This is a genomic window from Acididesulfobacillus acetoxydans (assembly GCF_902729405.1).
GTDB classification, from domain to species: domain Bacteria; phylum Bacillota; class Desulfitobacteriia; order Desulfitobacteriales; family Desulfitobacteriaceae; genus Acididesulfobacillus; species Acididesulfobacillus acetoxydans.
The window spans coordinates 1803574-1826606 of record NZ_LR746496.1; the positions used below are offsets into that span (position 1 = coordinate 1803574).

Here is a 23033-nt window from a genome sequence, read left to right on the forward strand (position 1 = left end):
AACGGTAGTTTTGTTTTCGTAAAAAAAGAAGCGTGCCGACGCACGCCTCCTATGTCCGGGTATTCATGAATCGGTCCGCTCTTCACAGCCAAGACAGGCAACGGGTAGGGTCCTCCTGCAAAACGGAGAGCATCTCTTCCGTGCTGGGCAGTGTCTTGCTTTCTTCGACTTGCAGATCGATCTGTTCAAGGGTACCGGGAGTCTCCAGTTTCCTGGTTTCCATCCTACCAACCTCCTCTAATTCGAAAATACGGGACTTGTTGTTGGGAATTTCAATTACCTACCGGGTTCTGCCGGTCAGCTGCCGGAAGGGAACCCCTTTTCTGCTAATCATTATATAACAGATGCTGCGATCAGTGCAATCAACTGGAACAGTTAAGAGGCTGTTATACTGTATACTTGGTTTCGACGTGGAGGCAGGCAGGAAAAGCAATCCCACTCGTGTCAACTGCTTAAGCAGCGCGGGTCTCGTCGTTTTCTTTTCTCCGGCGGGTTGCGAAGCGGGAAAATTTGTTTTTCACAGACAAAAAGACAGACGATTGGACTATTTCCGTAGTATAATGGTAAGGCGGCCAGACCATAAAAGCACGGAGACGTGGCGGGGGCTGAAACGGCCGCGGCCTGTGAAGAGATTAACGCGTAAGGAGTGGGTTCACGTGCTAAATCAGGGGGAGCGGCCGAAGAATCTGTACGAAGGATTTAGGGAGAAATTGACCGCCATGGCGGGGGAGTGCAGCCGGGTTCGCAGGGCAGAAGACATAGCCGCGTTTCTGATTCCCTTTTTCCGAGAAAATAAAATCCGGACGGTGGGCTTAGCGGAAAGCCCTTTAACCAGGGCAGGGGGCCTTCGGGAGCGGCTGCAGGGGGCGGGTATAAAAGTGACGACAGATAACATCCGGCAGGCCGCTCCGGGCGTGGAGGCCGGAATCACCCAGTTGAAGTGGGGGATTGCGGAACTGGGAACATTGGTTCAAATCGGAACGAATGTCGACCAGCGCTTGCTTTCTATGCTCCCGCCCCTGCATGTTGCCTTAGCCCAGACGTCTGAACTCGTTCCGACGGTAGCGGAAGCTCTGAGGTTAATCCACAGCTTGCCCGAGATCCCCGGGTTTGTGGGGTTCATCACCGGGCCGAGCCGTACGGCGGATATCGAACGGGTTCTGACGATTGGAGTTCATGGACCGGGCCGGTTCTTGGCCTTGCTTGTGGATGAAGATGTTCGGGAGGGCGAATAAAGATGGCCGATCAAGAGTTTAAAGGGAAAATCGAACAGGCTTTGGACAATTCTACCCTGAGGGGCGCTCTGGGGCGTTTTGGCGAGTTTTACGAAAAAGCCAGGGAACAAGTTTATGAAGGATATGATTTTCAGGCTTTGCGGGATCAAGTGGCAGAAGTAAAATCCTATGCGGCCTCTCACCTGGATGAGATGCTGGATCAATTTGAACGAGCCGCGACGGCCCGCGGGGCCAAGGTATTCCGGGCCGAGACAGGGGAAGACGCGAATCGCTATATCTCCGAGCTGGCCTTGAAGCACAAGGTTAAAAGCATTGTCAAGTCCAAATCCATGGCCAGCGAGGAGATCCACCTCAATGATGCCCTGGCGGCGAAAGGGATGGACGTCCAGGAGACCGATTTGGGCGAGTGGATTCTCCAACTCTGCCACCAGACCCCTTCTCACATGGTTATGCCTGCTTTGCACATGACCAAAGAACAGGTGGCCGACGTTTTTACGGATCATTTGGGGCGGATCAATGATCCGGACATCGCCTCTCTGGTTAAAACCGCGCGCTCCGAATTGCGCTCGAAATTCTTGGAAGCGGATATGGGCATCTCTGGGGCCAACATGGCCATTGCCGAAACCGGAACGCTCATGGTCGTCACGAATGAGGGAAACGCCCGTCTGACCGCCACCCTGCCTCGGATTCACGTCTTCCTGGTCGGGGTGGAAAAAATGGTGCCGAAGTTTGAGGATGCCGGCTGCATCCTGCAAACTTTGCCGCGCAATGCGACCGCCCAGGCGATTACCAGTTATGTCACGATGGTGACCGGACCTACGCCGGTGTACATGCCGGATGGGAGCGTTCGGGACAAAGAACTCCATATCGTTCTGATGGACAACGGCCGTCGCAAAATGTATGCCGACGACAAATTTAAGAAGACTTTCCAGTGCATTCGCTGCGCTTCCTGTCTCAACGTCTGTCCCGCTTACCAATTAGTCGGGGGGCATGTTTACGGACACATCTATACCGGGGGCATTGGCACCATTTTGACTGCTTTTCTCAATGAGGAGAAATTTGCAGAAAATCCGCAGAATCTCTGTCTGCAATGCGGCAAATGCGCGGAGATCTGCCCCGGACGGCTGGATATTCCCGAGATGATCCTTGAACTGCGCACCCGTTTTGCGCAGAAGAAGGGTCTGCCCTTTACCCAGAAATTTGCGTTGGATATCGTGGCCAACCGCCGCCTCTTTCACTCTCTTTTGCGAGTGGCCTCTCTGGCCCAGAAGCCGCTGACCAAGGGCCAACCGGTCATCCGGCATTTGCCGATGTTTCTTTCGGGTTTAACGGAAAAACGCAGTCTTCCCGCCATTGCGCCGGTTCCTTTTCGGGACATTTTCAAAAGCATTCCTCAAAATATCAAAGACGTGAAAGGCACGGCGGCCTTTTACGCCGGCTGCCTGGTCGATTTCGTTTACCCCAAAATCGGCGAAGGTGTCATCGCCGCTTTAAATGATAAGGGTTACAAAGTGGTCTTTCCCGAGGGGCAGTCCTGCTGCGGCGCGCCGGCGGTTTATATGGGGGATAAGCCCAATGCCAAGAAATCCGCCATGCTCAATATCGAAGCCCTTAAAGCCGAGGGCGTGGATTACGTGGTGTCGGCCTGTCCGACTTGCACGCATGCCCTGAAAGACAGTTATCCGGCCTTGCTCTCCGGGGACCCGGCTTGGGAGGAACGAGCGGCTGTCCTCAGCCGTAAAGCCCTGGATTTTTCCAAACTCCTGGCCGATTTGGGAGGGCTGCCGGAGGGCGGCGACGGCCTGCCCCTTAAAGTGACGTATCATGATTCCTGCCATCTGAAACGAAAGATGGGGGTTTACCGGGAACCCCGCGCTCATCTGAGCCGTACGGCGGGTATTGAGCTTGTGGAGATGTACGAATCGGACCATTGCTGCGGCTTTGCCGGTTCCTACTCCATTAAGTTTCCCGAGATTTCAGCCCCGATCCTAGAGAAGAAAATCAAAAACATTGAGGCGACGGGGGCGGACGTGGTGGCGGTCGACTGCCCGGGCTGTCTGATGCAAATTTCGGGCGGTCTCGATCAAGCCCGCTCACCGATCAAGGTTAAGCATACGGCTGAGATCCTGCTCGAAAAACGCCATCGACAAAAGAACCAAAAACTTTCTTAGTTTCGAGCCAGGAATTTAGGGCTTGCAGGAAGAATTATCCGGGTAGACGGCGGACAAACTTTTATCTCACGACATGAATTTGGCAATGCGTTGCCACGAAAGCGAGCGAGATCGCGTGGAGAGGAGAAAGGATGTTTCGCCGGCCCTGGTGGGAGGTGAGCCCCGTCTGGTTCGGAATTCCCCGGAAGGAGCAACAGGCCCGGAGTTGAGCAGAGTACTTTTACCAGGAACTGTACAATTAACGTCAGGAACGGTTTGCACCCCGCTCCTCAACTCAAGGGGTTGTAATTCCGGTAATGCCCGTTTACCGGATCGAGGCTGCCTTGGGATTATGAGTCCGGTGGTATGGCTGCAGCGTACCGTCGCGGCGAAGACCCGGAGTCCGCGGCACGGATGAATGACTGAACACGCGTAACGGCTTCTGGTCAAAGGCCCGCCAGGGGTCTTTTTTTTTACCGGGACTTTGGCCTTTGGCGGTTGGGACAAATAATATGCGAAAAAGTGAAGAAAATAGGCTTGATAAAGAAGGAAAAAGAAGATAAAGGGAGAAACATAATCGGGGGACACATAACTGTGTGATTAGTATCTCCCCGCGATCAGTGCTTTCGGCGGTGTGGTTTGCTTTTGGCGGCGGAGGGTCTGTACTTCTCAGGGATAGGCCGTCCGCGGGGGGGGGAAGGGACTGAGGGGTCCGGACCGGACGCGGGCCGGGGAAAGGGGCGAAAATGGCTTGATTCGCGCGATTTTATTTGATTTGGACGGTACGCTTTCTTTTATGGACAACGAAGAATTCATGCGCAATTATGTGGGTTTGCTTGTCCCCCGTTTTTCGCACCTCTATTCACCGGATAAATTTGCGAAACAGCTGATGCGTTCGACGGACCTCATGGTTAAAGAGCCAAAGCCGGGCCGAACGAATCTCCAGACTTTTTTTGACGACTTTTCTAAAGCGGTTGGTATTTCATTTAGTGTTCTTTGGCCGATTTTTGAGGAATACTATGAACATGACTTTCCTAATCTGGAGTATTTGGTAGAGGCAAATCCCGAAGGGGAAAAAGTGGTGGAAACGGCGCTGCAGCAAGGGTACCTCGCGGCGGTCGCCGCAAATCCGGTTATGCCCCTGAAGGCGATCAAAGAACGGATCCGCTGGGCGGGATTGACTCCTGAGCAGTTCAAGGTGATTCCGTCGATCGAGGAGTTCCATTTTTGCAAACCACATCCGGGTTTCTTCAGTGAACTGGCCGAGACCTTGGCTGTCGAGCCCACCCAGTGTTTGATGGTCGGCAACCACCCGGTTGAAGACCTGGCGGCCCGGCAGGTGGGCATGAAGACGTTTCTGCTGGAGACGGGCGTTGCGGCAGCGGCGGAGACGGACTACCGCGGGGATCTGTCGGAACTGACGGAACTCCTTCTTCTGGGCAATCTATAGCCGGAGGCGGTGTCGAAATTCGCGCGGATTGACGACCTGTACCAGTCTTCTTCTGGGTAATCTGTGGCCGAAGGCGGAAAATCCCGGTGGCGGGTCATCCGCTTGCCGGCATTAAAGGGAGAGTGCGGTAAGTGCTTTGGCTGACCACCGGCCAGGCGACTCTGGCATGGCCGTCTGGTCTTTCACCGTCCACCCTGCGTTTGTTTGAGGAATATTTAAAGCGTTCGGAGGAACTGCGGGCCGCTCGCCGGCGTGAAGGAATCTGTATATTCCTGCTGGTTCTGACCGGGGCCGCGGCTTTCACTCTGCCCTGGCTGGGCGCGAATCCCGTATTTAGTCTGCTCTGCGCGGCTGGCGCTTTTCTTGTCTTCCGGTGTTACCTTAAAGCCAGTCGTCGAGTGAATCACGTGTTCATCAATCTCAATGTATTGCACCATCATCTCTTGGGAAAACTGGAAGTTGGGTCCTGCCGGCACGGCGAATCCTGTGACTGTGTCAATGAGTTTCGCCGTTTGGTCTGGCAGAGGTACCATATTTCATTGTACGAGGAATCGTTGACGCCGGGATGAGTGAGCAGAGTACGGGGAACTGCCCCCACTTGCAGAAGGGGAGTCTCACGATTGAATGAAGCCGGCTTCGCAGGCCGGTGCGCGAAAGGGGTGTCCTGGGTGGGGATGGAAAGATGGGTGTCGAGACATAAGAGCGGGTCGGAAGGATTAGAAAGGTGAGGAAGGTGTCTACTGTGGAAAGGAAAAGTATCCAAACAACGAAAGCTCCGGCGGCCATTGGTCCGTATTCTCAGGCCATTGCGGCGGGGTCTTTCGTCTTTGTGTCCGGTCAGATGGGGCTGAAGCCCGATGGGGAAATGGCCGGCAGTGGGGTTGAAGAACAAGCGTCCCAGGCCTTAAAGAATCTCAAAGCCATTCTGGAAGAGGCAGGTTCTTCTTTGGCCAACGTGGTGAAAACCACGGTCTTTCTGGCGGATATGCAGGATTTTGCGGTTGTCAACGCTATTTACGCCCAGAGTTTCCCCGGCGGCCCGCCGGCCCGTTCGGCGGTGCAGGTGGCCCGTCTGCCCAAAGATGCCAAGGTGGAGATCGAAGCGATCGCGATGTTGGAAGTCTAGAGCGCGGGTGAAGAGTATTTGGAACGGATGAACGCATTCGCAGCGGATGAACAGTATTTGGGTCCGATGAACAGCATTTGAGAAACGGAGGAGAACAGTATGCTCAAGTATGTATGCAGTGCTTGCGGCTACATCTATGATCCCGAGGTGGGGGATCCCGACGGCGGGATTGCTCCCGGAACAGCCTTTGAGGATCTGCCCGACGATTGGGTCTGCCCGGTTTGCGGCGTCGCCAAAGACATGTTTGAGCCCGCTCATTGAATTTCGATGACCGAGGCCTCGTCCCGGTCCAGTTTTCCCATACAGTTTTTGAGCCTGGCCCGCAGGGCGGAGTCATTGACGGCATCGCGAATTTGACGCAGCAAATCAAGGGTGCGCCGGAAAACGCTGATGATGTCCCCTTCGTCTAAGTTACACAGCCGTTGAACCTGGGCGAAAGGCTGGCCTTGGCTCCAAGCATAAGTGATGGCGGCCACACGGGCGTCGTAGAGGATGCTCTCTTTGCCGCAGATCCCTTGGATATAATGCGCGATCTCATAAACCGGGTCCAGATCGAGGATGCTTGTTTTCTGAAAAAGATCGTTCTTGCGGGCTTCAAAATCCACGCCACTTAAGAGGGCGTTCAACTGATCATCATCAAGGGTGTCAAGGAGACCGGAAAAGATGAACTCTGTGACCAGAAGCTCCTGTACGTAGATTTTAGCCGCACAGGTTCCGCGCGGCAGGAGGGTATTCTCTCTCAAATAGCCCATCTGACGCAGTTGGGCTTTTTTGAGTTCAAATTCCCGTATGAACATATTTTCATCAGCCAGGCTGGCGATGGCCCTCTCCAATTCCTTAATCCGATGTCGCGCGCGTAAGACGGTCTTTTCCGCATCGCGGCAGAGAGACTGGCGGGGGGGGGGGCAGGAGTTGGGCTGGTGGGCCAGGAGCCGTTCCAGGCTGCGGATCTTGCGGGCCATCTCCCGGCCGTAGATCCGGTTTTGTTTGCGCGGCGCCAAGCTCTGGTAGGTCCGGCGCAAGCGTTCGAGTTCTTTCAGTTTGGGTTCGTATTTGAGCGGACAACGGTAGGATCCCAGGTGTTCACAGACCTGTCTCCCTTCGGTCGCCTCCCTTTCGGTGACGGCCAATTCCGCTTTGAGGTTCAGAGAACTCTGATGGGCGTTAAAAGCCGAAAAGCTTTTCTTGAAATAGGTTTCAATTTGATCCAAATTGAGGGTGGCGGTGAGATTAAGCACCGTATTATAAGTGAGCCGGAATTGGCTGGACAGGGGTTCAAGTTTATTGAGCTGAAATTTCTGCGGCGGGTTCTTTTCCATGTAGTTAAAATCCACCAAAGCAAAAGAATAGCCGGTTTCATCAATACCCCTGCGCCCCGCCCGGCCGGACATTTGAAAAAACTCGTGGTTAGCCAGGGGACGAAACCCGTGACCGTCGAATTTGTGCAGAGAATCAAAGCAGACGGATTTTACGGGGTAGTTGATTCCGACGCTGAAGGTTTCGGTGCAGTAAAGTACGAAAATCAGGCGCCGCTGGAACAGTTCTTCCACCAGAACTTTTTGGGCGGGGAGAAGGCCCGCGTGGTGGAAAGCGATTCCCTTGAGGCAGACCCGCCTTAATTGTTTAGTGGAGGCGGACCAGTAATCTTGCGGCCCGAACTGATCCAGGAAAGCTTGTTCGACCAGGCGCCGCTGGGCGGGTTTCAGATAGTTAGTACCGGCGGCCAGTTCCCGGGCTTTCTCCAGGCAAAGTTTGCGGCTGAAGACAAAATAGAGAACCGGAAGATAATGACGCTGAATGGCGCGGATTAAATCCAAATGGGTGGTCGTGGCAAAGGGTGATTCGTCGAAAGCCTGGACTGCGCGGCTCTTGTCACGGTAATAACGCCAGAGTTTTTCATAACTGACCAAGCCGGTATCTTTGGTATAGTAGTAGTATTCAAGGGGAACAGCGCGTTTGTGTTCTTCGATCAAAGCGATTTCTTCCTGCCGGATGGAAGAGATCCAGGCGGTGAGTTCCCGGGCATTGGCAATGGTGGCGCTGAGCCCCAAAATTTTCACATGGGCAGGAGCCAAAATGATCGATTCTTCCCAGACCGTCCCTCGCTCCTCGTCGTTGAGCCAATGGATTTCGTCAAAGATAATATGACTGACATTGTTCAGACTCGGCTCTTCCGTAATAACTTGGTTGCGGAAAATTTCCGTGGTCATAATTAGGAGGGGGGCGCCGGAATTTAAGACGATATCTCCGGTTAAGATCCCGACACTCTCTTCGCCGAACCGGATCTTGAAGTCTTTGTATTTTTGGTTGCTGAGCGCTTTGATGGGAGCGGTGTAAATGATCCGTTCTCCGGTTTCAAGAGCTTTTTCCACTAAATAGTCGGCGACCAGGGTTTTCCCTGTTCCTGTGGGAGCGGCCACGATGACGGATTGGCCCGCATCCACGGCTGCCAGGGCTTCACGTTGAAAGGGGTCAAGAGTGTATCCGCGGTATATTCGTTTGGACATTATCTGTTCAACTCGCTTCCTAAAATCCCCCCCAATTTTAGCAAACGGCTTTCCCAGGGTCAAATTTTGGGTGAGTGGTCTTAAGTTTCCCCCCAATCCATATGATCATTATGAAAAGACAAGGCCAAAGGGGGAAGTACTGTGCCGTCTTTGCGTTTGGATATAGAACGTGCGATGGGATTGAAATTCCCGGAACGCGATGGGGAGGCTCTGGTACGCTTCGAGGAATCGCTGGAAATACCGCGGCCCGCCGAAACCCTCATGCGTGGCTTTTACCGTCATCCCGAGCGGGTGCGCAGGAGTTTTCAAACCCTGCACCAGGAGACCGCCTCAATACTGGATATCCTTCTGCCGCGCCGTTCGCGGCTCAAAGAATGGGCTGAGGAACCGCCGGAACGTCCACAGGAAGCCGAAACTTTTTTGCGGGAAACAGGGGATAGGTTGAGCAAAAACCAGCAGCGCCTGACCCAGGCCGAAAGCGAACTGATGGCAGAACTTCAGGAAAACAATTTGGCGGACCTTTTTCCGGTCCCTCTGGCCGCGTTCGGTACCTTGAGCTTGCATGAACCCGCGGTCAAGATTTATCTGCGGCCTCTGGGACGTTTGGCGGAGATTAGCCACGCGAATCCGGAACAGCTGCGGCAAGCGGTCCGCATTCACTTTCTCTTTCTCCTGCTGCTCGCGGCCGGCCAGGATTTGGATGGTCAGGGTTTTACCCGCGGTTCGGAGGAGCCGATGCTGCACACGATCGTTGCCGCCTACACTTGGCGTTATTTGAAACACCAATCCGCGGAACTGGTTCAGTGTTATCTCGAGTGGCTGAATGCTTGGGGAGCAAAAAAACCCTCTGCCGCGGTGATGGGAGAGGGTGCGGCCGAACGGCTGCGCGCGGCTATGATCTTTTGGCGGCGCCAGCCTGGAGTGGGTTGGGAAGAGTGCTGGCATTCGGTCAGCCGCTTGGAACGGGGCGGCGAGGAGGAAGAAAGCCAAGTGTTCAGCGTGCGCATCTAGCGGATGCCGCGGTTGACTAGGGCCAGTCCGCCAGTTCTTGGGGTTTGAGGATTTCAAGCTTTTCAGCGGTCGGGCGGATGATTCCGGACTTTTTCCAGGCGCTGAGGGAACGGTTAACCACTTCCCGCGAGGTGCCGATCATTCCGGCCAAATCCCGGTGGGTCAGACCGGGCTGAATATAGATGGGCGCGTCCGGGGCTGAGGCCGGACGGGCCAGGCGCAAGAGAAGAGAAGCCAAGGTGCCCGCCGTCGACTTGCTGGTCAGGATCCGGATAAACTCCTGGGCCAGGCGCAGACGTTTGCTGAGGATGCGGACCAAAGCTACGGCCAGACGGGGATGCTCCTCCAGCAGGGCCGGCATGATCTCGTTGTTTAAAACGAGAAGGGTTCCGTCCCGCACGACCTCGGCGGTCGCGGGGTATGAGCCGCTTTCCAGGAGCAGGGTTTCGGCAAAACTGTCATAGGGCCCGCACCAATCGAGGATTTGTTCTTCCCCGTCCGGGGTCATTTTGCTCAATTTAACCTGGCCGTGGAGGACAAAATAAACCACAGAGCCGATCTCGCCCTCAACGAAGAGAATGTGGCCTTTCCGGCAGCGCCTTTCTTGCAAATGTGGCAGGAAAAGAGAAACTTCTTCCCGGCTGAGGAAAGAAAAGAGGTCGAAACGCAGAAGTTCACGGGTTGTGATCATTGCTGACACTTCCTTGGGAGAGATATGTATGGGAGAAAGTTACCTGGCCGGAACGGAATACCGTGATTCCGGCCGCAAGGAGATTATTTTGGCGGCCGCTCTCGCCGGTTTGCGCGGACAACGTTGGCAGGCGGTCCTCAGAACCGATGAGACCACGGTGCTGCTTGAGTTGAGCTGCATGGTCAGGGAGATCATTCGCAGGGAAGACCGCATTGAGACGGGTCACCTCACTCTGGATGCTGTCTCTTTCGAATTGGTCAACAACACGGGGGCCAAGGTCTTTTTTCCTTTGTCCCAGTTCATAGAGGCGCGGACCTTTCCCGCCGCCCTTGTGCTCCGCTTTGACCGCTATGAGTGGGGTTTTTACGCTCAGCCGCTTTGAGAAAGTCCCGCTGTCTTCCGGCAAAGTGGGCCATTTATCGTCTGTACCGTTGAAACAGTTCAGTGGACTGTTTGACTCACTTGAGAGATAAAGATCCGAAGACAGCGGGCCGGTTTTCCTCAACCGGGATTTTCTGCCGGCAGAGGGTGAGAAGGTGCGGCCGCAACCTGTTCTGCGGCCCGAACAAGTTCAGACATGATGCGGGCATGGCTTGGCAAAGCCCTGGACTCCCACGTACTGAGGATTTCCCCCCGCAGGGTGACGGCATAACGCGGTGGCAGGCGGTTGAGAGCCAGGGCTAAAATATCGGCCTGACAGCGGTCGCAGGTACAGGGTGGCTTGGCTTGGCGAAGGTAGTCTTGGAGTGCTTCGCGAACCACCATTTCCGTGATGTTGTTGAGTTCGAACATTTGCCTACATCTCCCTCAATAGATAGTGGGGGACAGTATCCATACCTAGTGGTTTACATCGTCCTAAGCCCAATCATAACGATTTTGGCCGCAAAGAACAAGGCATTCGGGCAAAATTGACAGGGGACGAAAGAATTTGGGCGCAAGCGGTTCGCCCGCCACCCCTCGCACCTGGTAAAAGCCGGCACGGAAAGAGACACAACCCAAGCCCGCGGCTGAGTGGAGAGAAAAGTTAAGGGCTATATAAAGTTAAAGGGCTATATAAAGTTAAAGGGCTATATAAAGTTAAAGGGCTAAAGGCTATCGAAAGTCAAAGGCTATAGGATACATAGAAATTAACTAACCTCGTTCTACCCCTGAGGGGTATACATCCGGGGTATCCTCGTTTATAATAAAAACATAAATTTTGCCGGCCCAGGAGAGACTAAGGCAGAGTTTAATGGGCTTTGAACACGCCTTGCGTTGGGGCTTAAGGAGTGTCAACCTGCTCGGAGAAGGAGGTAGGAATTTTGGCGAAATTATTGTCGGAAAAGGATGCCACTGCGATTAGGGGCTTTTTTGACCAGAATTTGGTGGAACCCGTCACCATGCGTCTCTTTGTTCAAGACGGCGGACAGCCGGACGACTGTATGTACTGCACGGAGACGCAGCAGATTGCTGAGGAGGTTTCGGAGCTCAGCGACAAGATCAAGCTGGCGGTGCACAAAGTTCCCGGCAAAGAGGATGCGGAACTTAAACGTTATGATGTACAAAGAGTACCCGCTTTGATCTTGGAAAAAGCGGACGCAGATTCAGGGGTGCGTTTTTACGGTATACCCTCCGGTTATGAGTTCGGCACCCTGATAGAGGATTTAGCCGACTTGTCGGCGGGACAAACTAAACTTGCCCCTGATATTGTCCGACAGGTTGAGGCGGTGCAGAAAGATGTGACGATTAAAGTTTTCGTCACCCCCACTTGACCCCATTGCCCCCGTGCCGTGCGCACGGCTCATCAATTGGCCCTGGCCAATCCGCACATTAAGGCGGAATGTATCGAGGCGACGGAGTTTGGCGAGCTTTCACAACAGTACAACGTTTTCGGTGTTCCCAAATCCGTGATCAATGAAACGGTTCAGTTTGAAGGCGCGGTTCCGGAGGCGGTGTTCGTCCGGAATCTGATGCAAGCGGTGCAATAGGCCAAAAGGCTTTATGGAAAGAGACGGGACACGAGGTAATTACAACAAGGTAATTGCGACAAAGGTATTAAAAAGCGGGGGACCGCCTTCCCAAGGATGGCGGTCCTCGTTTTGGGTGTGCCGATTTTGTCTGTAAGCCAGTTTTGCCGGCAGGCCAGTTTGTCCGTGCGCCGGTTTTTCAGTGCCGCAGTTTGGTGCTCACCGCCGCCCAGAAACGTTTCGTTTCATAGCCCAGTCTCCAGACGGCGATCCCGCGCAGGTGGTATGACTTGACGAAGCCCAGGCGGATTTTGGCGGAAAGCTCGTTCTCGAACCAGACGGTATGTCTGTCGCGTCCGCGCCAATAGTAAAAATAGGGTTCGACGGCGGGGTCAGACCAAAGAACGCGGGCCTTGGTCTCGGCGACCAACGCGGGAATGTCGCGCATGGGCAGCATGCGGGTGGGTGCTCCTGACCAATCATAGCCGTAAACCGGAATTCCGACCAGAATTTTGTCTTCGGGTATGAGATTTATGGCATAGTCCAAGGCTTGAATCATCCAGGGCAGACCGGCAATCGGGCCCGGCTCCCCGCCCGCGTAGTGCTCGTCATAGGTCATCAGGGTGACGGCATCACATAGTTTGCCGATGCCGGCGAAATCATAGCCGGGGGCCTCTCCCTCAGAACGCTTGGCCGGCAGCGTGGCTGTCAAGAGGAGGCCTCTTTCGTGCAAGACGGCCTGCAAAGATTCCAGAAGGTGAACATAAGGCAGGCGGTCGCCCGCTTGGACTTCTTCGAAGTCGAGCTGGATCCCGGCTGAGCCGGCCGGCAGGGAATCAAGGACGTTGCGGATGAAAGTCCGCTGCAGGGGCGGTGAAGAGAGAATGGCCTGGAGGGGACGCGGATCAAAACGCTGACCGTCAAAATTATGGAAGAGAACCAAATAGCCGACGTCCCGGGCCGCGGCCGCGCCGAGAATTTGCGTATTGACGGAACCGGCCAAATAGCCGTCATCCCGGACGAAGAAGGCAAAATCCGCGCAGGCGTCAAGGCGGGATCCCCTTGAGCGAATGCTGTCTGCCGCACGGCTGTCGCCGGGATAATCCTCGGCGGCATAGCCGAGGACCCAAAGAGATTTTTCGCGCAGACGCAGGGCGGTATGACTGGAATTCAAACTGACCTCCTCCTCGAATTCATTTGTTTGCCTTAAGATATGACTGCGGTTGAAAAAAATTGCGGGCTAAAAAGAACGGGGGGCATTGCAAAGAAAATAGGGGTGCAATAGCCGTTGCCGGCCAAGACGGATTGCCCCACCAAGAGGACAGTCGCGGTGTCGGCCGAGTTTTCTTTGCCCTCTTTACAGAAAGCCCGCAGGGGCTTATGATAAGTATACGTACAATTAAAACTTTGCTGGGGGTGCCCCGTAAGGGGCTGAGAAAGAGAAGTCTCTTATCCCTTTGAACCTGATCTGGTTAGTACCAGCGTAGGGAAGCGATATTCCGGGAATTTTTTCAATGGGTTTGCCGATGGGATTGGCCACACGCCAATACGGGGTCGGTTTGATTCAAATGAAAAGTTCCGCTAATGAAAGCAGCTTGCCGGGTGGTGGCTGTTTTTTTGTTTCTGTTTTTTCCCGCCGCGCGTCCCATTGACACTTTCGGGCTCATGGCGGCGGGAACAACATCATCGAAAGGGAGGACAGCGCATGTTCATTTTGGTCAACGGCGAGAAAACCGAGGCGGGTGCCGGGACGCCCATGGGAGTTTGGCTGAAGGAGCAAGGGATTGATTTTAAGGCCGTGGTGATCGAGTACAACGGGAGAATTCTCCCGGAAGAGGAATGGGGAGAGGTATTTTTACAGGAGGGGGACAGGCTGGAACTTCTGCAGTTTGTCGGCGGAGGTTGAGGTTTTGCGGATCAATTGGGGACGGGGCGCCGGATGGGTTTTGGCAGGACGGCGCAAATTTCAGCCGAGAGAAACTCGCGGCACAGAGGAGGATGGAAGTTGACAGACGTACTTCATCTGGCGGACAAGGTTTTGAGGAGCCGGCTTTTTGTCGGTACGGGGAAATTTAGCTATGAACTGGTGCCGGATGTCTTGGCCGCTGCGGGGACTCAGGTTGTGACCATGGCCCTGCGCCGGGTGGACAGGAATAATCCGCAGGAGAACATCCTGAATTATGTGCCTCGGGATGCGATACTTCTGCCGAATACCTCCGGGGCCCGCACAGGAGAGGAGGCGGTGCGCATAGCCCGTCTGGCCCGGGCCGCCGGCTGCGGCAACTGGGTAAAGATTGAGGTGATCCAAGATCAGCGCTATCTCCTGCCCGACAACTACGAAACCCTGTTGGCGACGGAAACACTGGTTAAGGAGGGTTTCGTGGTCCTGCCTTACGTCAGTCCGGATCTGGGGACCGCGCGGCGTTTGGCAGACTGCGGGGCGGCGGCGGTCATGCCTCTAGGGGCGCCCATCGGCAGCAACCGGGGGCTGAGAACGAAAGAGCTGATCGGGATACTCATTGAGGAAATCCCGCTGCCCATCGTAGTCGACGCCGGCCTTGGGCGTCCGTCGGAAGCGGCGCAAGCGATGGAAATGGGTGCGGCCGCGGTCTTAGTCAACACGGCGATTGCCGTGGCCGATGATCCGGTGCAGATGGCCAAGGGTTTCCGGCTCGCGGTTGAGGCGGGACGCCTGGGCTACCTGTCAGGGCCGGGGGCCCGCAGGGAAGAGGCCCATGCTTCCTCTCCCCTGACCGGTTTTCTGGGGGAGGAGCGGTGATGTTTTACGAGGATTCAGGTGTCTGGCGGAAGATGTTTGAGTCTCATCCCGCCGAGAAAATTTCGGCGCTCCAGGTACAACGGTCGCTGACCAAGGGGTCTCCAGAACCGGAAGATCTATGGGTCCTCCTTTCTCCGGCCGCCGGCGGTTTTTTGGAAGAAATGGCCGGCAGAGCCCGGCGTTTGACCTTGCAGCATTTTGGACGTTCGGTTTCGTTATTTGCGCCACTCTATCTGGCCAATTATTGCACAAATCAATGCGTCTATTGCAGCTTCAATACCAAGAATCGCATCCCGAGGAAAAGACTCTCTTTAGCAGAGGTGGCGGCTGAGGGAGAAGCCATTGCCGAGACCGGAATTCGGCATCTGCTGCTCCTGACTGGGGAGTCACGCGCCATGAGCGGGCCGGAGTACTTGCAAGCCTGTGTCCGGGAGCTCCGTCCGCGTTTTGCCTCTTTGGGGCTTGAGGTTTATCCGTTGGCCGAAGAGGAGTATAAAGAGCTCATTCTTGCCGGGATCGACAGTTTGACGATGTTTCAAGAGGTCTACGATGAACGGCGTTATACCGAGGTGCATCCGGGCGGTCCCAAAGCGAACTATCATTACCGCCTCAACGCCCCCGAAAGGGCCTGCCGGGCCGGCATGGCGGAAGTGACCCTTGGCGCTCTCTTGGGAATCGGGGATTGGCGCCGGGAGGCATTCATGACCGCCCTGCATGGACGATATTTGCAACGGCATTATCCGGAGGTCCAAGTGTCTTTTTCTCTGCCGAGGATGAGACCTCATGTGGGAGAATTCCAACCCCTAAGTCCTGTTTCCGACCGAAATCTGGTTCAGATTCTCCTGGCTTACCGCCTTTTCCTGCCCTGGGCCGGGATTACGATCTCCACCCGTGAGGAAGCTTCCCTGCGTGACGCGTTAGTCCCGTTGGGCATCACCCGGATGTCTGCGGGTTCTCTCACCTCGGTTGGGGGCTATGCCGGATCTCGGAACCCGGAAAGCACTCAGTTCGAGATTGCCGACGAGCGTTCTGTGGCCGAGATTATCGCGATGTTGCACAGGCATGGGTATCAACCGATCCTCTGCGATTGGTTGAATATGCGCGAGACGCCGGACAAGTGTCAAAGAGGAGGGGAATCACCGTGTTAGCTTATCTGGAGCAGGCATTGGGCCGCACCCGGATGGCCCGCTTGCGGGAAGCCAGGGTCGGCATCGGGGGGCTGGGCGGACTGGGGTCTAACGCAGCCGTTCACTTGGTCCGCTCCGGGGTCCGGCACTTGGTCCTGGCGGATTTTGACCGGGTGGACAAGAGCAACTTGAACCGTCAGTATTATTTCCTGGCCCAGGTGGGGCAGATGAAAGTTTCAGCCCTAGCGGACAACCTCAGGCTGATTCATCCCGACCTCGATTTGACGTTAATTTGTGAACGCATTACTGCAGCTAATGTTCTGGCTGTGTTCGATTCTTGCGGGTATTGGGTCGAAGCTTTCGATCAGGCGGAGAGCAAGAAAATGTTCGTCACGGCCGGCCTGAGGCGGCACAAGCGGGTGGTGGCGGCTTCGGGCTTAGCCGGTTGGGGCCGTACGGATGACATGGTGACGAGGGAATGGAGTTCGGGTCTGGTGATCGTCGGCGATCGCAAAAGCGGAGTTGATGCGGCTGCGCCTCCCCTTGCACCGCGGGTGGGGGTTGGGGCCGCCAAAGAAGCGGATGTCGTCCTATCCTGGATCCTGGAGGAGGATGAAGCGGTGGCGGAACCCGGCGAGGTGACGGAAGCTCGCGGGGCGAAAGAGGCGGGTGGAGTGAAAAAGGCCCGCGGAGTGGCGGAACCCTGTGGAAGGGCGGAGACCCATGAGATGGACAAAACTCAAGAGGTGGGGAAGACCCGTGGGAGGGAGGAGACTTATGCAGTGGGGAAAACTTATGAAGCGGATAAGAATCGTGGAGTGGAGATATCCCCGGGAGCCGCGGGATCAGCAAAATTTCGCTTACCCGCGGGTATTTATGCCATAACCTCTCAAACGCATTCCTTGGGGAGGAGCAACCTGGACGTGGCTGCCGAAATTCTGCGCTCGGGCGTTAAAATCCTGCAATATCGCGAAAAGAGCAAGGTGTTTAGGGAAATGTACGAGGAATGTCTGGTTCTGCGCCGGATGACACGGGAGTCCGGGGCGCTCTTGATCGTCAACGATTATCCCGAGTTGGCCCTGGCGGTTGAGGCCGACGGAGTGCACATCGGCCAGGATGACCTTCCTCTTCAGGTGGTGCGGCAATTAGTCGGTTCCCGCCTCATCGTAGGGGTGTCTACGCACTCGCCCGAGCAGGCTTGCGCGGCGGTAGAGGCCGGGGCCGATTATATCGGAGTCGGACCTATTTACCCGACTCGGACCAAAGAGAACGTCTGCGCTTCCGTGGGGTTGCAATACCTTGACTACATTGTTGCCCATGCGGAGATTCCCTTTGTCGCAATTGGCGGGATTAAGGAACACAACTTGGGGGAAGTTCTCTCTCATGGCGCCTCAACCGTGGCCTTGGTCACGGAAATCGTGGGCAGTCCCGACATTGAAGGAAAAATCGCCAAGCTAAACCAGATTATAGAGGTAAAGGATGAAAAGGCTTCCGACATCGTGGGAGTATTGACTGGAGGAGAGGAGTAGACCATGGCAAATACACAGATGGCCCGGGCTAAACGGGGCGAAATCAGTGAAGAGATGCGGGTTGTGGCGGAAAAAGAGCGCTTGAATTCGGAGAAGATCCGTCTTAAGCTGGCTAAAGGTCAAATCGTGATTCCCGCCAACCACGGTCACAAGAGCCTGAGCCCGGAGGGAATCGGCACGGGTTTGAGGACCAAGATCAACGTCAACCTCGGCATTTCCGGGGACTGTGCCAACACGGAGGCCGAACTGGATAAAGTGCGCAAAGCCTTGGCGATGAAGGCTGAGGCTGTCATGGACTTGAGCAACTACGGCAAGACGGCGATCTTCCGCCAAAAGTTGATCGAACTGTCCCCGGCTCTGATCGGCACAGTACCGATGTATGATGCCATCGGTTATCTGGACAAAAAACTGGAGGACATTAGGCCTGAGGAATTCTTAGCGGTTGTGGAAAAGCATGCCCGGGACGGGGTGGACTTTGTGACCATCCACGCAGGGCTGAATCGCCAGACAGTGGAGCATTTCAAACGCGCGTCCCGGGTCACTCAGATCGTTTCCAGAGGGGGTTCCCTCCTCTACGCCTGGATGGAGATGAACCGGGCCGAGAATCCTTTCTACGAATACTTTGACAGGCTTCTGGACATCTGCGCCGAATATGATGTTACCTTGAGTCTCGGGGACGCCTGCCGGCCGGGCAGTCTGGCCGACGCCACGGATGCTTCCCAACTTGAGGAATTGATTGTTTTGGGAGAACTGACGGAGCGGGCATGGCAGAGAGATGTTCAAGTCATGATTGAGGGTCCGGGCCATGTCCCGATCAATGAGATTACTGCCAATGTCCAGCTGGAAAAGAAACTTTGCCACGGTGCCCCTTTCTATGTCTTGGGGCCGCTGGTCACCGATGTCGCCCCGGGTTATGACCATATCACGAGCGCGATTGGCGGAGCCCTCGCCGGAGCGGCCGGGGCCGACTTTCTTTGCTATGTAACCCCGGCGGAACATTTGCGCCTTCCCAGCCTGGAAGATATGAAAGAAGGGATCATCGCCGCTAAAATTGCGGCTCATGCAGCCGATGTGGCTAAAGGCATACCCGGGGCGGCCGAGTGGGACCGGAAAATGAGTCAGGCGCGGCAGGCTTTGGCTTGGGAGCAGATGTTTGAGCTGGCGATCGATCGCGAAAAAGCCGAGCGCTATCGGAAAGAGTCCATGCCCACCCATTCCGACAGCTGTACCATGTGCGGGGAAATGTGCTCCATGCGCTTAATGAACCGCATGGAAGACAAGGCACAGACAAGGGCCAGCACAAAATAGAGGTCTAAATTTGTCAGAAAGATTTATTTGCCAACGCTTGCATGTTCTGCTATACTCTAAATGTGCTTGTTGAAGACTTGGGTCTATTGAAAATTGGAATCCGACAGCCTTATTAGGGTTCTTGGGAGGAAAATTGAAGTAGCCAAGGGACAAGGAACACCCTAATAAGGAGGAAGATTACCATGTTTGAAGACAAAGTGCTGGTATGCCGTGACTGTGGTCAGGAATTCGTATTCTCGGCGCGGGAGCAAGAGTTTTACGCCGAAAAAGGATTCCAGAATGAACCGGGACGCTGCCCATCCTGCCGCCAGGCTCGTAAACAAGCTTCGGCGGGACGGAATTCCGGTGGTTATTCCAGGCCGCAGCGTCAGATGTACCCGGCCGTATGCGCCAATTGCGGGGCCGAGACTGAAGTGCCGTTCCAGCCTTCCGGCGAGAAGCCGGTTTATTGCCGCGATTGCTATCAAGCGATGCGTCGCTACTAATCGCCGGTTGCCAAGCGCTCTCGATGAGTGGGTGTAAAGCAGTATTTAATGAAATCGGCGGTTAATCAAATAGCGCGATATTGGTTTTGTGACACAAAGTAATAGGGGTCGTGCGACACGGAGCCAGGGATTTAATCCCTGGCTTTTCTGTGGTTCGCCCGGCCGGACGCCGTCTTTGAGGTAAAGGTTCCGGACGGCGAAAGCGGCGGCAGCCGCGGTTCAAGCTTGGGTGACAGCCGCACATGTGGCTCCGGCAGGCGGCAAGTCCAGCGCGGGGTTCATAGCCGGTGAGGGTGTCTGCCGCACAGGTGGTATCAGAAGGAAGTATAATTTTCACAGCGAATAAGAAAACTGGTGGCGGGAGGGCAAACCCCATCAGGTAATTTTTCAGCACCCGTGTACCGGGGATGGCGCAATGGTGACATTGTTTGCCAACGATGGAACAGCGGGGTGGTCGGCGGGGAGGGTGACGTATGGATTTTGCCGGCAAGGATAAAGCGAGCTATGTGAAAGAAACTTTCAACACAATTGCCGGGCGTTATGATTTCATGAACAGCGTAATGACCTTGGGCCTGGACAAGCGCTGGCGGCGGAAAGTGGTTAGGTGCGTGGGCGCCGCCGAGAACAAACATATTCTTGATGTTTGCTGCGGGACAGGTCAATTATCTCTGGCCTTGGCCGAGAGGGTCGGACCGCGGGGAAGAGTAACCGGTCTGGATTTTTCGGAGAACATGCTGGCGAAGGCGCGGGAGGCGTTGCAACATAGGCCTTGGCCGGAGAGAGTGCATTTTCAGCGCGGGGACGCCTTGGCGCTGCCTTTTCCGGATAACAGTTTCGACGGCGCAACGGTAGGCTGGGGCTTGCGGAATTTGCCTGATCTTGAACAAGGCATCCGGGAAATGACCCGGGTGGTCAAACCCGGCGCCAAGATCGTGTCTCTGGACATGGCTAAACCCACTCTGCCGGTATTTAAGCAAGTCTACTGGTTTTACTTCGAGAGGGTGGTTCCTTTGTTGGGAAGTCTCTTTACAGGCAAAAGGAGCGCCTATCGCTACCTGCACGATTCGGCCGTACAGTTTCCGGCCCAGCGCGAACTCGCCCAAATCTTTGCTCGGTGCGGACTGATAGATACGCGCTGCCATAATTTGGCCGGGGGAGCCGTGGCCATTGTTGAGGGAACCAAGGCGGCCGGGGCTGTCATCAGGCACAGCGGATTTACGCGATGACCGGCGGCGGCCTTTTGCGCAGATGACAAGATTTGTAAAGATGTATACAGACGCGGACAAGGTGCCCTCCTGAAACCATTTCTCGGGGGCTCTTTTTCTTCGGGGGCTGACACTGCCGGGCCGCAGTGCGTAGCTTGAGGGAAGTTGCTCTGTCCCAGTCGCCGGGCAAAAAACGTTTTGCGGTTTGGATAAAAAAGCCCTCGCCTTTCAAAAAAAGTTCCTGGAAAAGAAGGAGTTTTGCCAACAGTCGCGAATTACTATTTAAAACGTTTTAATCAGTGGGGAGTGGGATGTGGTTATGAACGCACTTGAACGAGCCCTAACAACCATTAACTTACAATTACCCGATCGAGTTCCGGTTGATTTACACTCCTTCGCCTTAGCGGCGAGACATTCCGGACGGCCCTTCGGCGAATTCTTTCACAGTGCCGACCTCATGGCAGAGGCGCAGATCGGCCTGTGGCGCCGCTTCGGGCATGATGTAATTCTCTTGGAAAACGGTACGACGGCGACGGCCGAAGCGCTCGGATGTAAAGTGGTTTATCCGGACGATGCTCCGGCCAAGGTGACGGAGCCCGCCTTAAATCGTTTAAGTGACGTGGGGAAGTTGCGCATGTGTAACCCGGAAAAAGATGCAACCTTGCCGGTCTTGCTGCGTACCACTCGCTTGGTCAAGAATCAAATCGGTCGAGAAGTATTTGTCATGGGTCGAGCGGATCAGGGGCCATTTTCCCTGGCGGCTATGCTTCGGGGTATCAACAATTTTCTGATGGATCTGGCCTATGGCAGAGAAAAGGAAAATATTCATCAACTGTTGGATTTCGCCACGGAAGCAGTCATTCGCCTGGCCTTGGCTCAATTGGAGGCGGGGGCGCACGCCACTTCGATCGGGGACAGTTTGGCCGGTCCCAGCTTGATTTCGCGGGAGATGTATCTCGAGTACGCTTATCCGTACGAAAAGAGAGTGGTCGAGACTGTGAAAAAGGCCGGGGGGCTTATCGCCCTGCACATATGCGGGGATACAACTTTGATCGTCGATAAAATGGTGGAAACGGGGGCTCAGATCGTAGAGATTGACGAAAGGACGGATCTTGCGACGGCCAAACGCCACGCTCAGGGGAGGTGTTGTTTGCTCGGTCAGGTTTCGCCCACGGCCCTGAGTCATGAATCAGCGGAGATGATTACCCATTTGGCCCAGAAAACGATCGAAACAGCCGCCGGCGGCGGGGGGTTGATCCTAGGTCCGGGTTGCGCAATGGCCAGCGATACACCAGACGAAAATGTTCACGCTCTGGTCCAAGCGGCCAAAACCTATGGCGTTTACCATAGCTAAAGCAGGGGGGACGGTTCCGGGTCCGGAGGAGCGTTTGAGGTTCGGGGAAGATGTGGCCGGGCCGGAAGATCAAGTCACGGTCCTGCGGAAAAAAAAGGCCCGGTTCCGGACGGTTCTTGTAATTGGGAGCGAATTCGCCGATACGGAGGAGAAAAAGATGCCAGAGAAAAAATCACAAAGATGGGCTTGGCTGAGGGCCCAGGAAACAGGTTTGGCTATTCCTCTCGTGCTTCTTATCTGCATAATCGGTTTGGTTAATCCTTTGTTTTTTGATCCGCAAAATATCATTGATGTTCTGCGCAATACATCTTTCATGTTTATCGTGGCAGCCGCTATGACCTTTGTTTTGATTGCCGCCGGACTGGACCTTTCTGTCGGGTCTGTGATCGCCTTCGGGGGCATCGTGGGATCAATGGTTCTCGCGGCTGGGGCGCCGATTTTCTTGGGGATCCTTGCCGGTGTGCTGACGGGGGCGGGGATCGGTTTTATTAACGGTTTTGTGGTCGTAAAATTCGGGATTCCACCGCTAATCGTCACTTTGGGTATGATGTATGCCGGTCAGGGTGCGGTTCTGGTCGTAACCAGGGGAACTCCCGTCTATCCGCTGCCAGCCGCCTTTAATGCAATCGGTCAGGGAAATCTCGCCGGTATACCGTACGTGGTTCTGATAGCCGCCGTGGTCGGCATCGTGGCACATATTGTTTTAACTCGGACGACTTATGGCCGGATGGTCTTTGCCACGGGAGGAAATGCCGAGACATCGCGCCTTTCAGGAATTAATGTAAACTTTGTCAATCTTACGGTGTATATTCTCACGGGGATGGCAGCGGCCTTCGTCGGGATGCTCATGGCTTCCCGCCTAGCCTCGGCCCAGCCCGGTGCCGGTGCCGGTTGGGAACTGCAGGTCATCGCCGCAGTCATCATCGGGGGAACCAGTATGTTTGGGGGTTCCGGCAGCATTTTGGGGTCTCTCCTCGGGGTTCTCTTTATGAACGTAGTTTCCACCGGAATGATTATGATGCGCATCTCAGCCTATTGGCAGAATCTTGTCGTGGGAGTCATTATTGTCGTTGCGGTTGGTATCGACCAATATCGCCGGCGCAAAGTGGCTTGACGGGGATCATCGGAGT

At 55.0% G+C, this 23033-nt stretch carries 23 protein-coding genes, 1 pseudogene and 1 riboswitch; of the genes and pseudogenes, 19 read left to right on the top strand and 5 right to left on the bottom strand.

The annotated features are described in order from the left end of the window. Nucleotides 1–82: 82 nt before the first annotated feature. Nucleotides 83–223 (bottom strand): hypothetical protein, encoded by a 141-nt coding sequence (locus tag MNU25_RS07965; protein WP_240984574.1) that lies wholly within the window; start codon nucleotides 221–223, stop codon nucleotides 83–85. Nucleotides 224–656: 433 nt separating this feature from the next. On the opposite strand from MNU25_RS07965, the gene MNU25_RS07970 reads away from it, so the two are divergent. The 6 genes from MNU25_RS07970 (at nucleotide 657) to rd (ending at nucleotide 6222) form a co-directional block, all read left to right on the top strand. After that, nucleotides 657–1235, top strand: coding sequence for a LutC/YkgG family protein (locus MNU25_RS07970; protein WP_240984575.1), 579 nt, complete (start codon nucleotides 657–659; stop codon nucleotides 1233–1235). A 2-nt stretch (nucleotides 1236–1237) separates the two neighbouring features. Then, on the top strand, nucleotides 1238–3406 hold the full coding sequence (gene ldhH, locus MNU25_RS07975) for an L-lactate dehydrogenase (quinone) large subunit LdhH (protein WP_240984576.1): 2169 nt from the start codon (nucleotides 1238–1240) through the stop codon (nucleotides 3404–3406). 730 nt (nucleotides 3407–4136) lie between these two features. Continuing rightward, the gene (locus MNU25_RS07980; protein WP_240984577.1) at nucleotides 4137–4835 is read left to right on the top strand and encodes an HAD family hydrolase; all 699 of its coding nucleotides are present in this window, start codon (nucleotides 4137–4139) and stop codon (nucleotides 4833–4835) included. 131 nt (nucleotides 4836–4966) lie between these two features. Then, nucleotides 4967–5404 carry a hypothetical protein gene (locus MNU25_RS07985; protein ID WP_240984578.1) on the top strand — a complete coding sequence of 146 codons (438 nt, stop codon included), beginning with the start codon at nucleotides 4967–4969 and terminating at the stop codon, nucleotides 5402–5404. Nucleotides 5405–5577: 173 nt separating this feature from the next. Next, nucleotides 5578–5961 carry a RidA family protein gene (locus MNU25_RS07990; protein WP_240984579.1) on the top strand — a complete coding sequence of 128 codons (384 nt, stop codon included), beginning with the start codon at nucleotides 5578–5580 and terminating at the stop codon, nucleotides 5959–5961. 99 nt (nucleotides 5962–6060) lie between these two features. After that, entirely contained in the window at nucleotides 6061–6222 is a 162-nt protein-coding gene (gene rd / locus MNU25_RS07995) for a rubredoxin (RefSeq protein ID WP_240984580.1), read from the top strand. Here rd and MNU25_RS08000 read toward each other — a convergent pair. Then, nucleotides 6216–8468, bottom strand: coding sequence for a DEAD/DEAH box helicase (locus MNU25_RS08000; RefSeq protein WP_240984581.1), 2253 nt, complete (start codon nucleotides 8466–8468; stop codon nucleotides 6216–6218). The genes rd and MNU25_RS08000 overlap by 7 nt on opposite strands. Before the next feature lie 141 nt (nucleotides 8469–8609). On the opposite strand from MNU25_RS08000, the gene MNU25_RS08005 reads away from it, so the two are divergent. Next, nucleotides 8610–9479 (top strand): hypothetical protein, encoded by an 870-nt coding sequence (locus MNU25_RS08005; protein ID WP_240984582.1) that lies wholly within the window; start codon nucleotides 8610–8612, stop codon nucleotides 9477–9479. A gap of 16 nt (nucleotides 9480–9495) precedes the next feature. On the opposite strand, the gene MNU25_RS08010 is transcribed toward MNU25_RS08005, so the two are convergent. Further along, nucleotides 9496–10170 carry a Crp/Fnr family transcriptional regulator gene (locus MNU25_RS08010; RefSeq protein WP_240984583.1) on the bottom strand — a complete coding sequence of 225 codons (675 nt, stop codon included), beginning with the start codon at nucleotides 10168–10170 and terminating at the stop codon, nucleotides 9496–9498. Between the two features lie 28 nt (nucleotides 10171–10198). On the opposite strand from MNU25_RS08010, the gene MNU25_RS08015 reads away from it, so the two are divergent. After that, a complete protein-coding gene (locus MNU25_RS08015) occupies nucleotides 10199–10552 on the top strand; it encodes a hypothetical protein (protein ID WP_240984584.1) in 354 nt (117 codons plus the stop codon). Nucleotides 10553–10671: 119 nt separating this feature from the next. Here MNU25_RS08015 and MNU25_RS08020 read toward each other — a convergent pair whose 3' ends face one another. Beyond that, a complete protein-coding gene (locus MNU25_RS08020) occupies nucleotides 10672–10962 on the bottom strand; it encodes a late competence development ComFB family protein (RefSeq protein ID WP_240984585.1) in 291 nt (96 codons plus the stop codon). A 509-nt stretch (nucleotides 10963–11471) separates the two neighbouring features. On the opposite strand from MNU25_RS08020, the gene MNU25_RS08025 reads away from it, so the two are divergent. Together MNU25_RS08025 and MNU25_RS08030 are read left to right on the top strand one after the other, a co-directional pair. Beyond that, nucleotides 11472–11921 (top strand): thioredoxin family protein, encoded by a 450-nt coding sequence (locus tag MNU25_RS08025; protein ID WP_240984586.1) that lies wholly within the window; start codon nucleotides 11472–11474, stop codon nucleotides 11919–11921. Nucleotides 11922–11933: 12 nt separating this feature from the next. After that, nucleotides 11934–12137: pseudogene (locus MNU25_RS08030) on the top strand (thioredoxin family protein); the annotation flags it as partial. Nucleotides 12138–12315: 178 nt separating this feature from the next. Here MNU25_RS08030 and MNU25_RS08035 read toward each other — a convergent pair. Further along, nucleotides 12316–13290: a glycosyl hydrolase family 18 protein gene (locus MNU25_RS08035; protein ID WP_240984588.1), complete on the bottom strand. Its 975-nt coding sequence runs from the start codon at nucleotides 13288–13290 to the stop codon at nucleotides 12316–12318. 228 nt (nucleotides 13291–13518) lie between these two features. Beyond that, a riboswitch (TPP riboswitch) is annotated at nucleotides 13519–13623 on the top strand. A 198-nt stretch (nucleotides 13624–13821) separates the two neighbouring features. On the opposite strand from MNU25_RS08035, the gene thiS reads away from it, so the two are divergent. The 9 genes from thiS (at nucleotide 13822) to MNU25_RS08085 (ending at nucleotide 23017) form a co-directional block, all read left to right on the top strand. Further along, nucleotides 13822–14022: a sulfur carrier protein ThiS gene (gene thiS / locus MNU25_RS08040; protein ID WP_240984589.1), complete on the top strand. Its 201-nt coding sequence runs from the start codon at nucleotides 13822–13824 to the stop codon at nucleotides 14020–14022. A 99-nt stretch (nucleotides 14023–14121) separates the two neighbouring features. Then, a complete protein-coding gene (locus MNU25_RS08045) occupies nucleotides 14122–14895 on the top strand; it encodes a thiazole synthase (RefSeq protein WP_240984590.1) in 774 nt (257 codons plus the stop codon). Next, nucleotides 14895–16043 (top strand): 2-iminoacetate synthase ThiH, encoded by a 1149-nt coding sequence (thiH, locus tag MNU25_RS08050; RefSeq protein ID WP_240984591.1) that lies wholly within the window; start codon nucleotides 14895–14897, stop codon nucleotides 16041–16043. The genes MNU25_RS08045 and thiH overlap by 1 nt, the downstream gene beginning before the upstream one ends. Continuing rightward, nucleotides 16037–17551, top strand: coding sequence for a sulfur carrier protein ThiS adenylyltransferase ThiF (thiF, locus tag MNU25_RS20285; RefSeq protein ID WP_306425034.1), 1515 nt, complete (start codon nucleotides 16037–16039; stop codon nucleotides 17549–17551). Before thiH ends, thiF begins: the two co-directional genes overlap by 7 nt. A gap of 3 nt (nucleotides 17552–17554) precedes the next feature. Beyond that, a complete protein-coding gene (gene thiC / locus MNU25_RS08065) occupies nucleotides 17555–18859 on the top strand; it encodes a phosphomethylpyrimidine synthase ThiC (RefSeq protein WP_240984592.1) in 1305 nt (434 codons plus the stop codon). Between the two features lie 182 nt (nucleotides 18860–19041). Further along, on the top strand, nucleotides 19042–19344 hold the full coding sequence (locus MNU25_RS08070; RefSeq protein WP_240984593.1) for a zinc-ribbon domain containing protein: 303 nt from the start codon (nucleotides 19042–19044) through the stop codon (nucleotides 19342–19344). Between the two features lie 473 nt (nucleotides 19345–19817). Beyond that, nucleotides 19818–20570 (top strand): demethylmenaquinone methyltransferase, encoded by a 753-nt coding sequence (locus MNU25_RS08075; protein ID WP_240984594.1) that lies wholly within the window; start codon nucleotides 19818–19820, stop codon nucleotides 20568–20570. Nucleotides 20571–20868: 298 nt separating this feature from the next. Next, a complete protein-coding gene (locus MNU25_RS08080) occupies nucleotides 20869–21903 on the top strand; it encodes a uroporphyrinogen decarboxylase family protein (RefSeq protein WP_240984595.1) in 1035 nt (344 codons plus the stop codon). Further along, on the top strand, nucleotides 21884–23017 hold the full coding sequence (locus tag MNU25_RS08085) for an ABC transporter permease (protein ID WP_240984596.1): 1134 nt from the start codon (nucleotides 21884–21886) through the stop codon (nucleotides 23015–23017). The genes MNU25_RS08080 and MNU25_RS08085 overlap by 20 nt, the downstream gene beginning before the upstream one ends. Nucleotides 23018–23033: the final 16 nt, after the last annotated feature.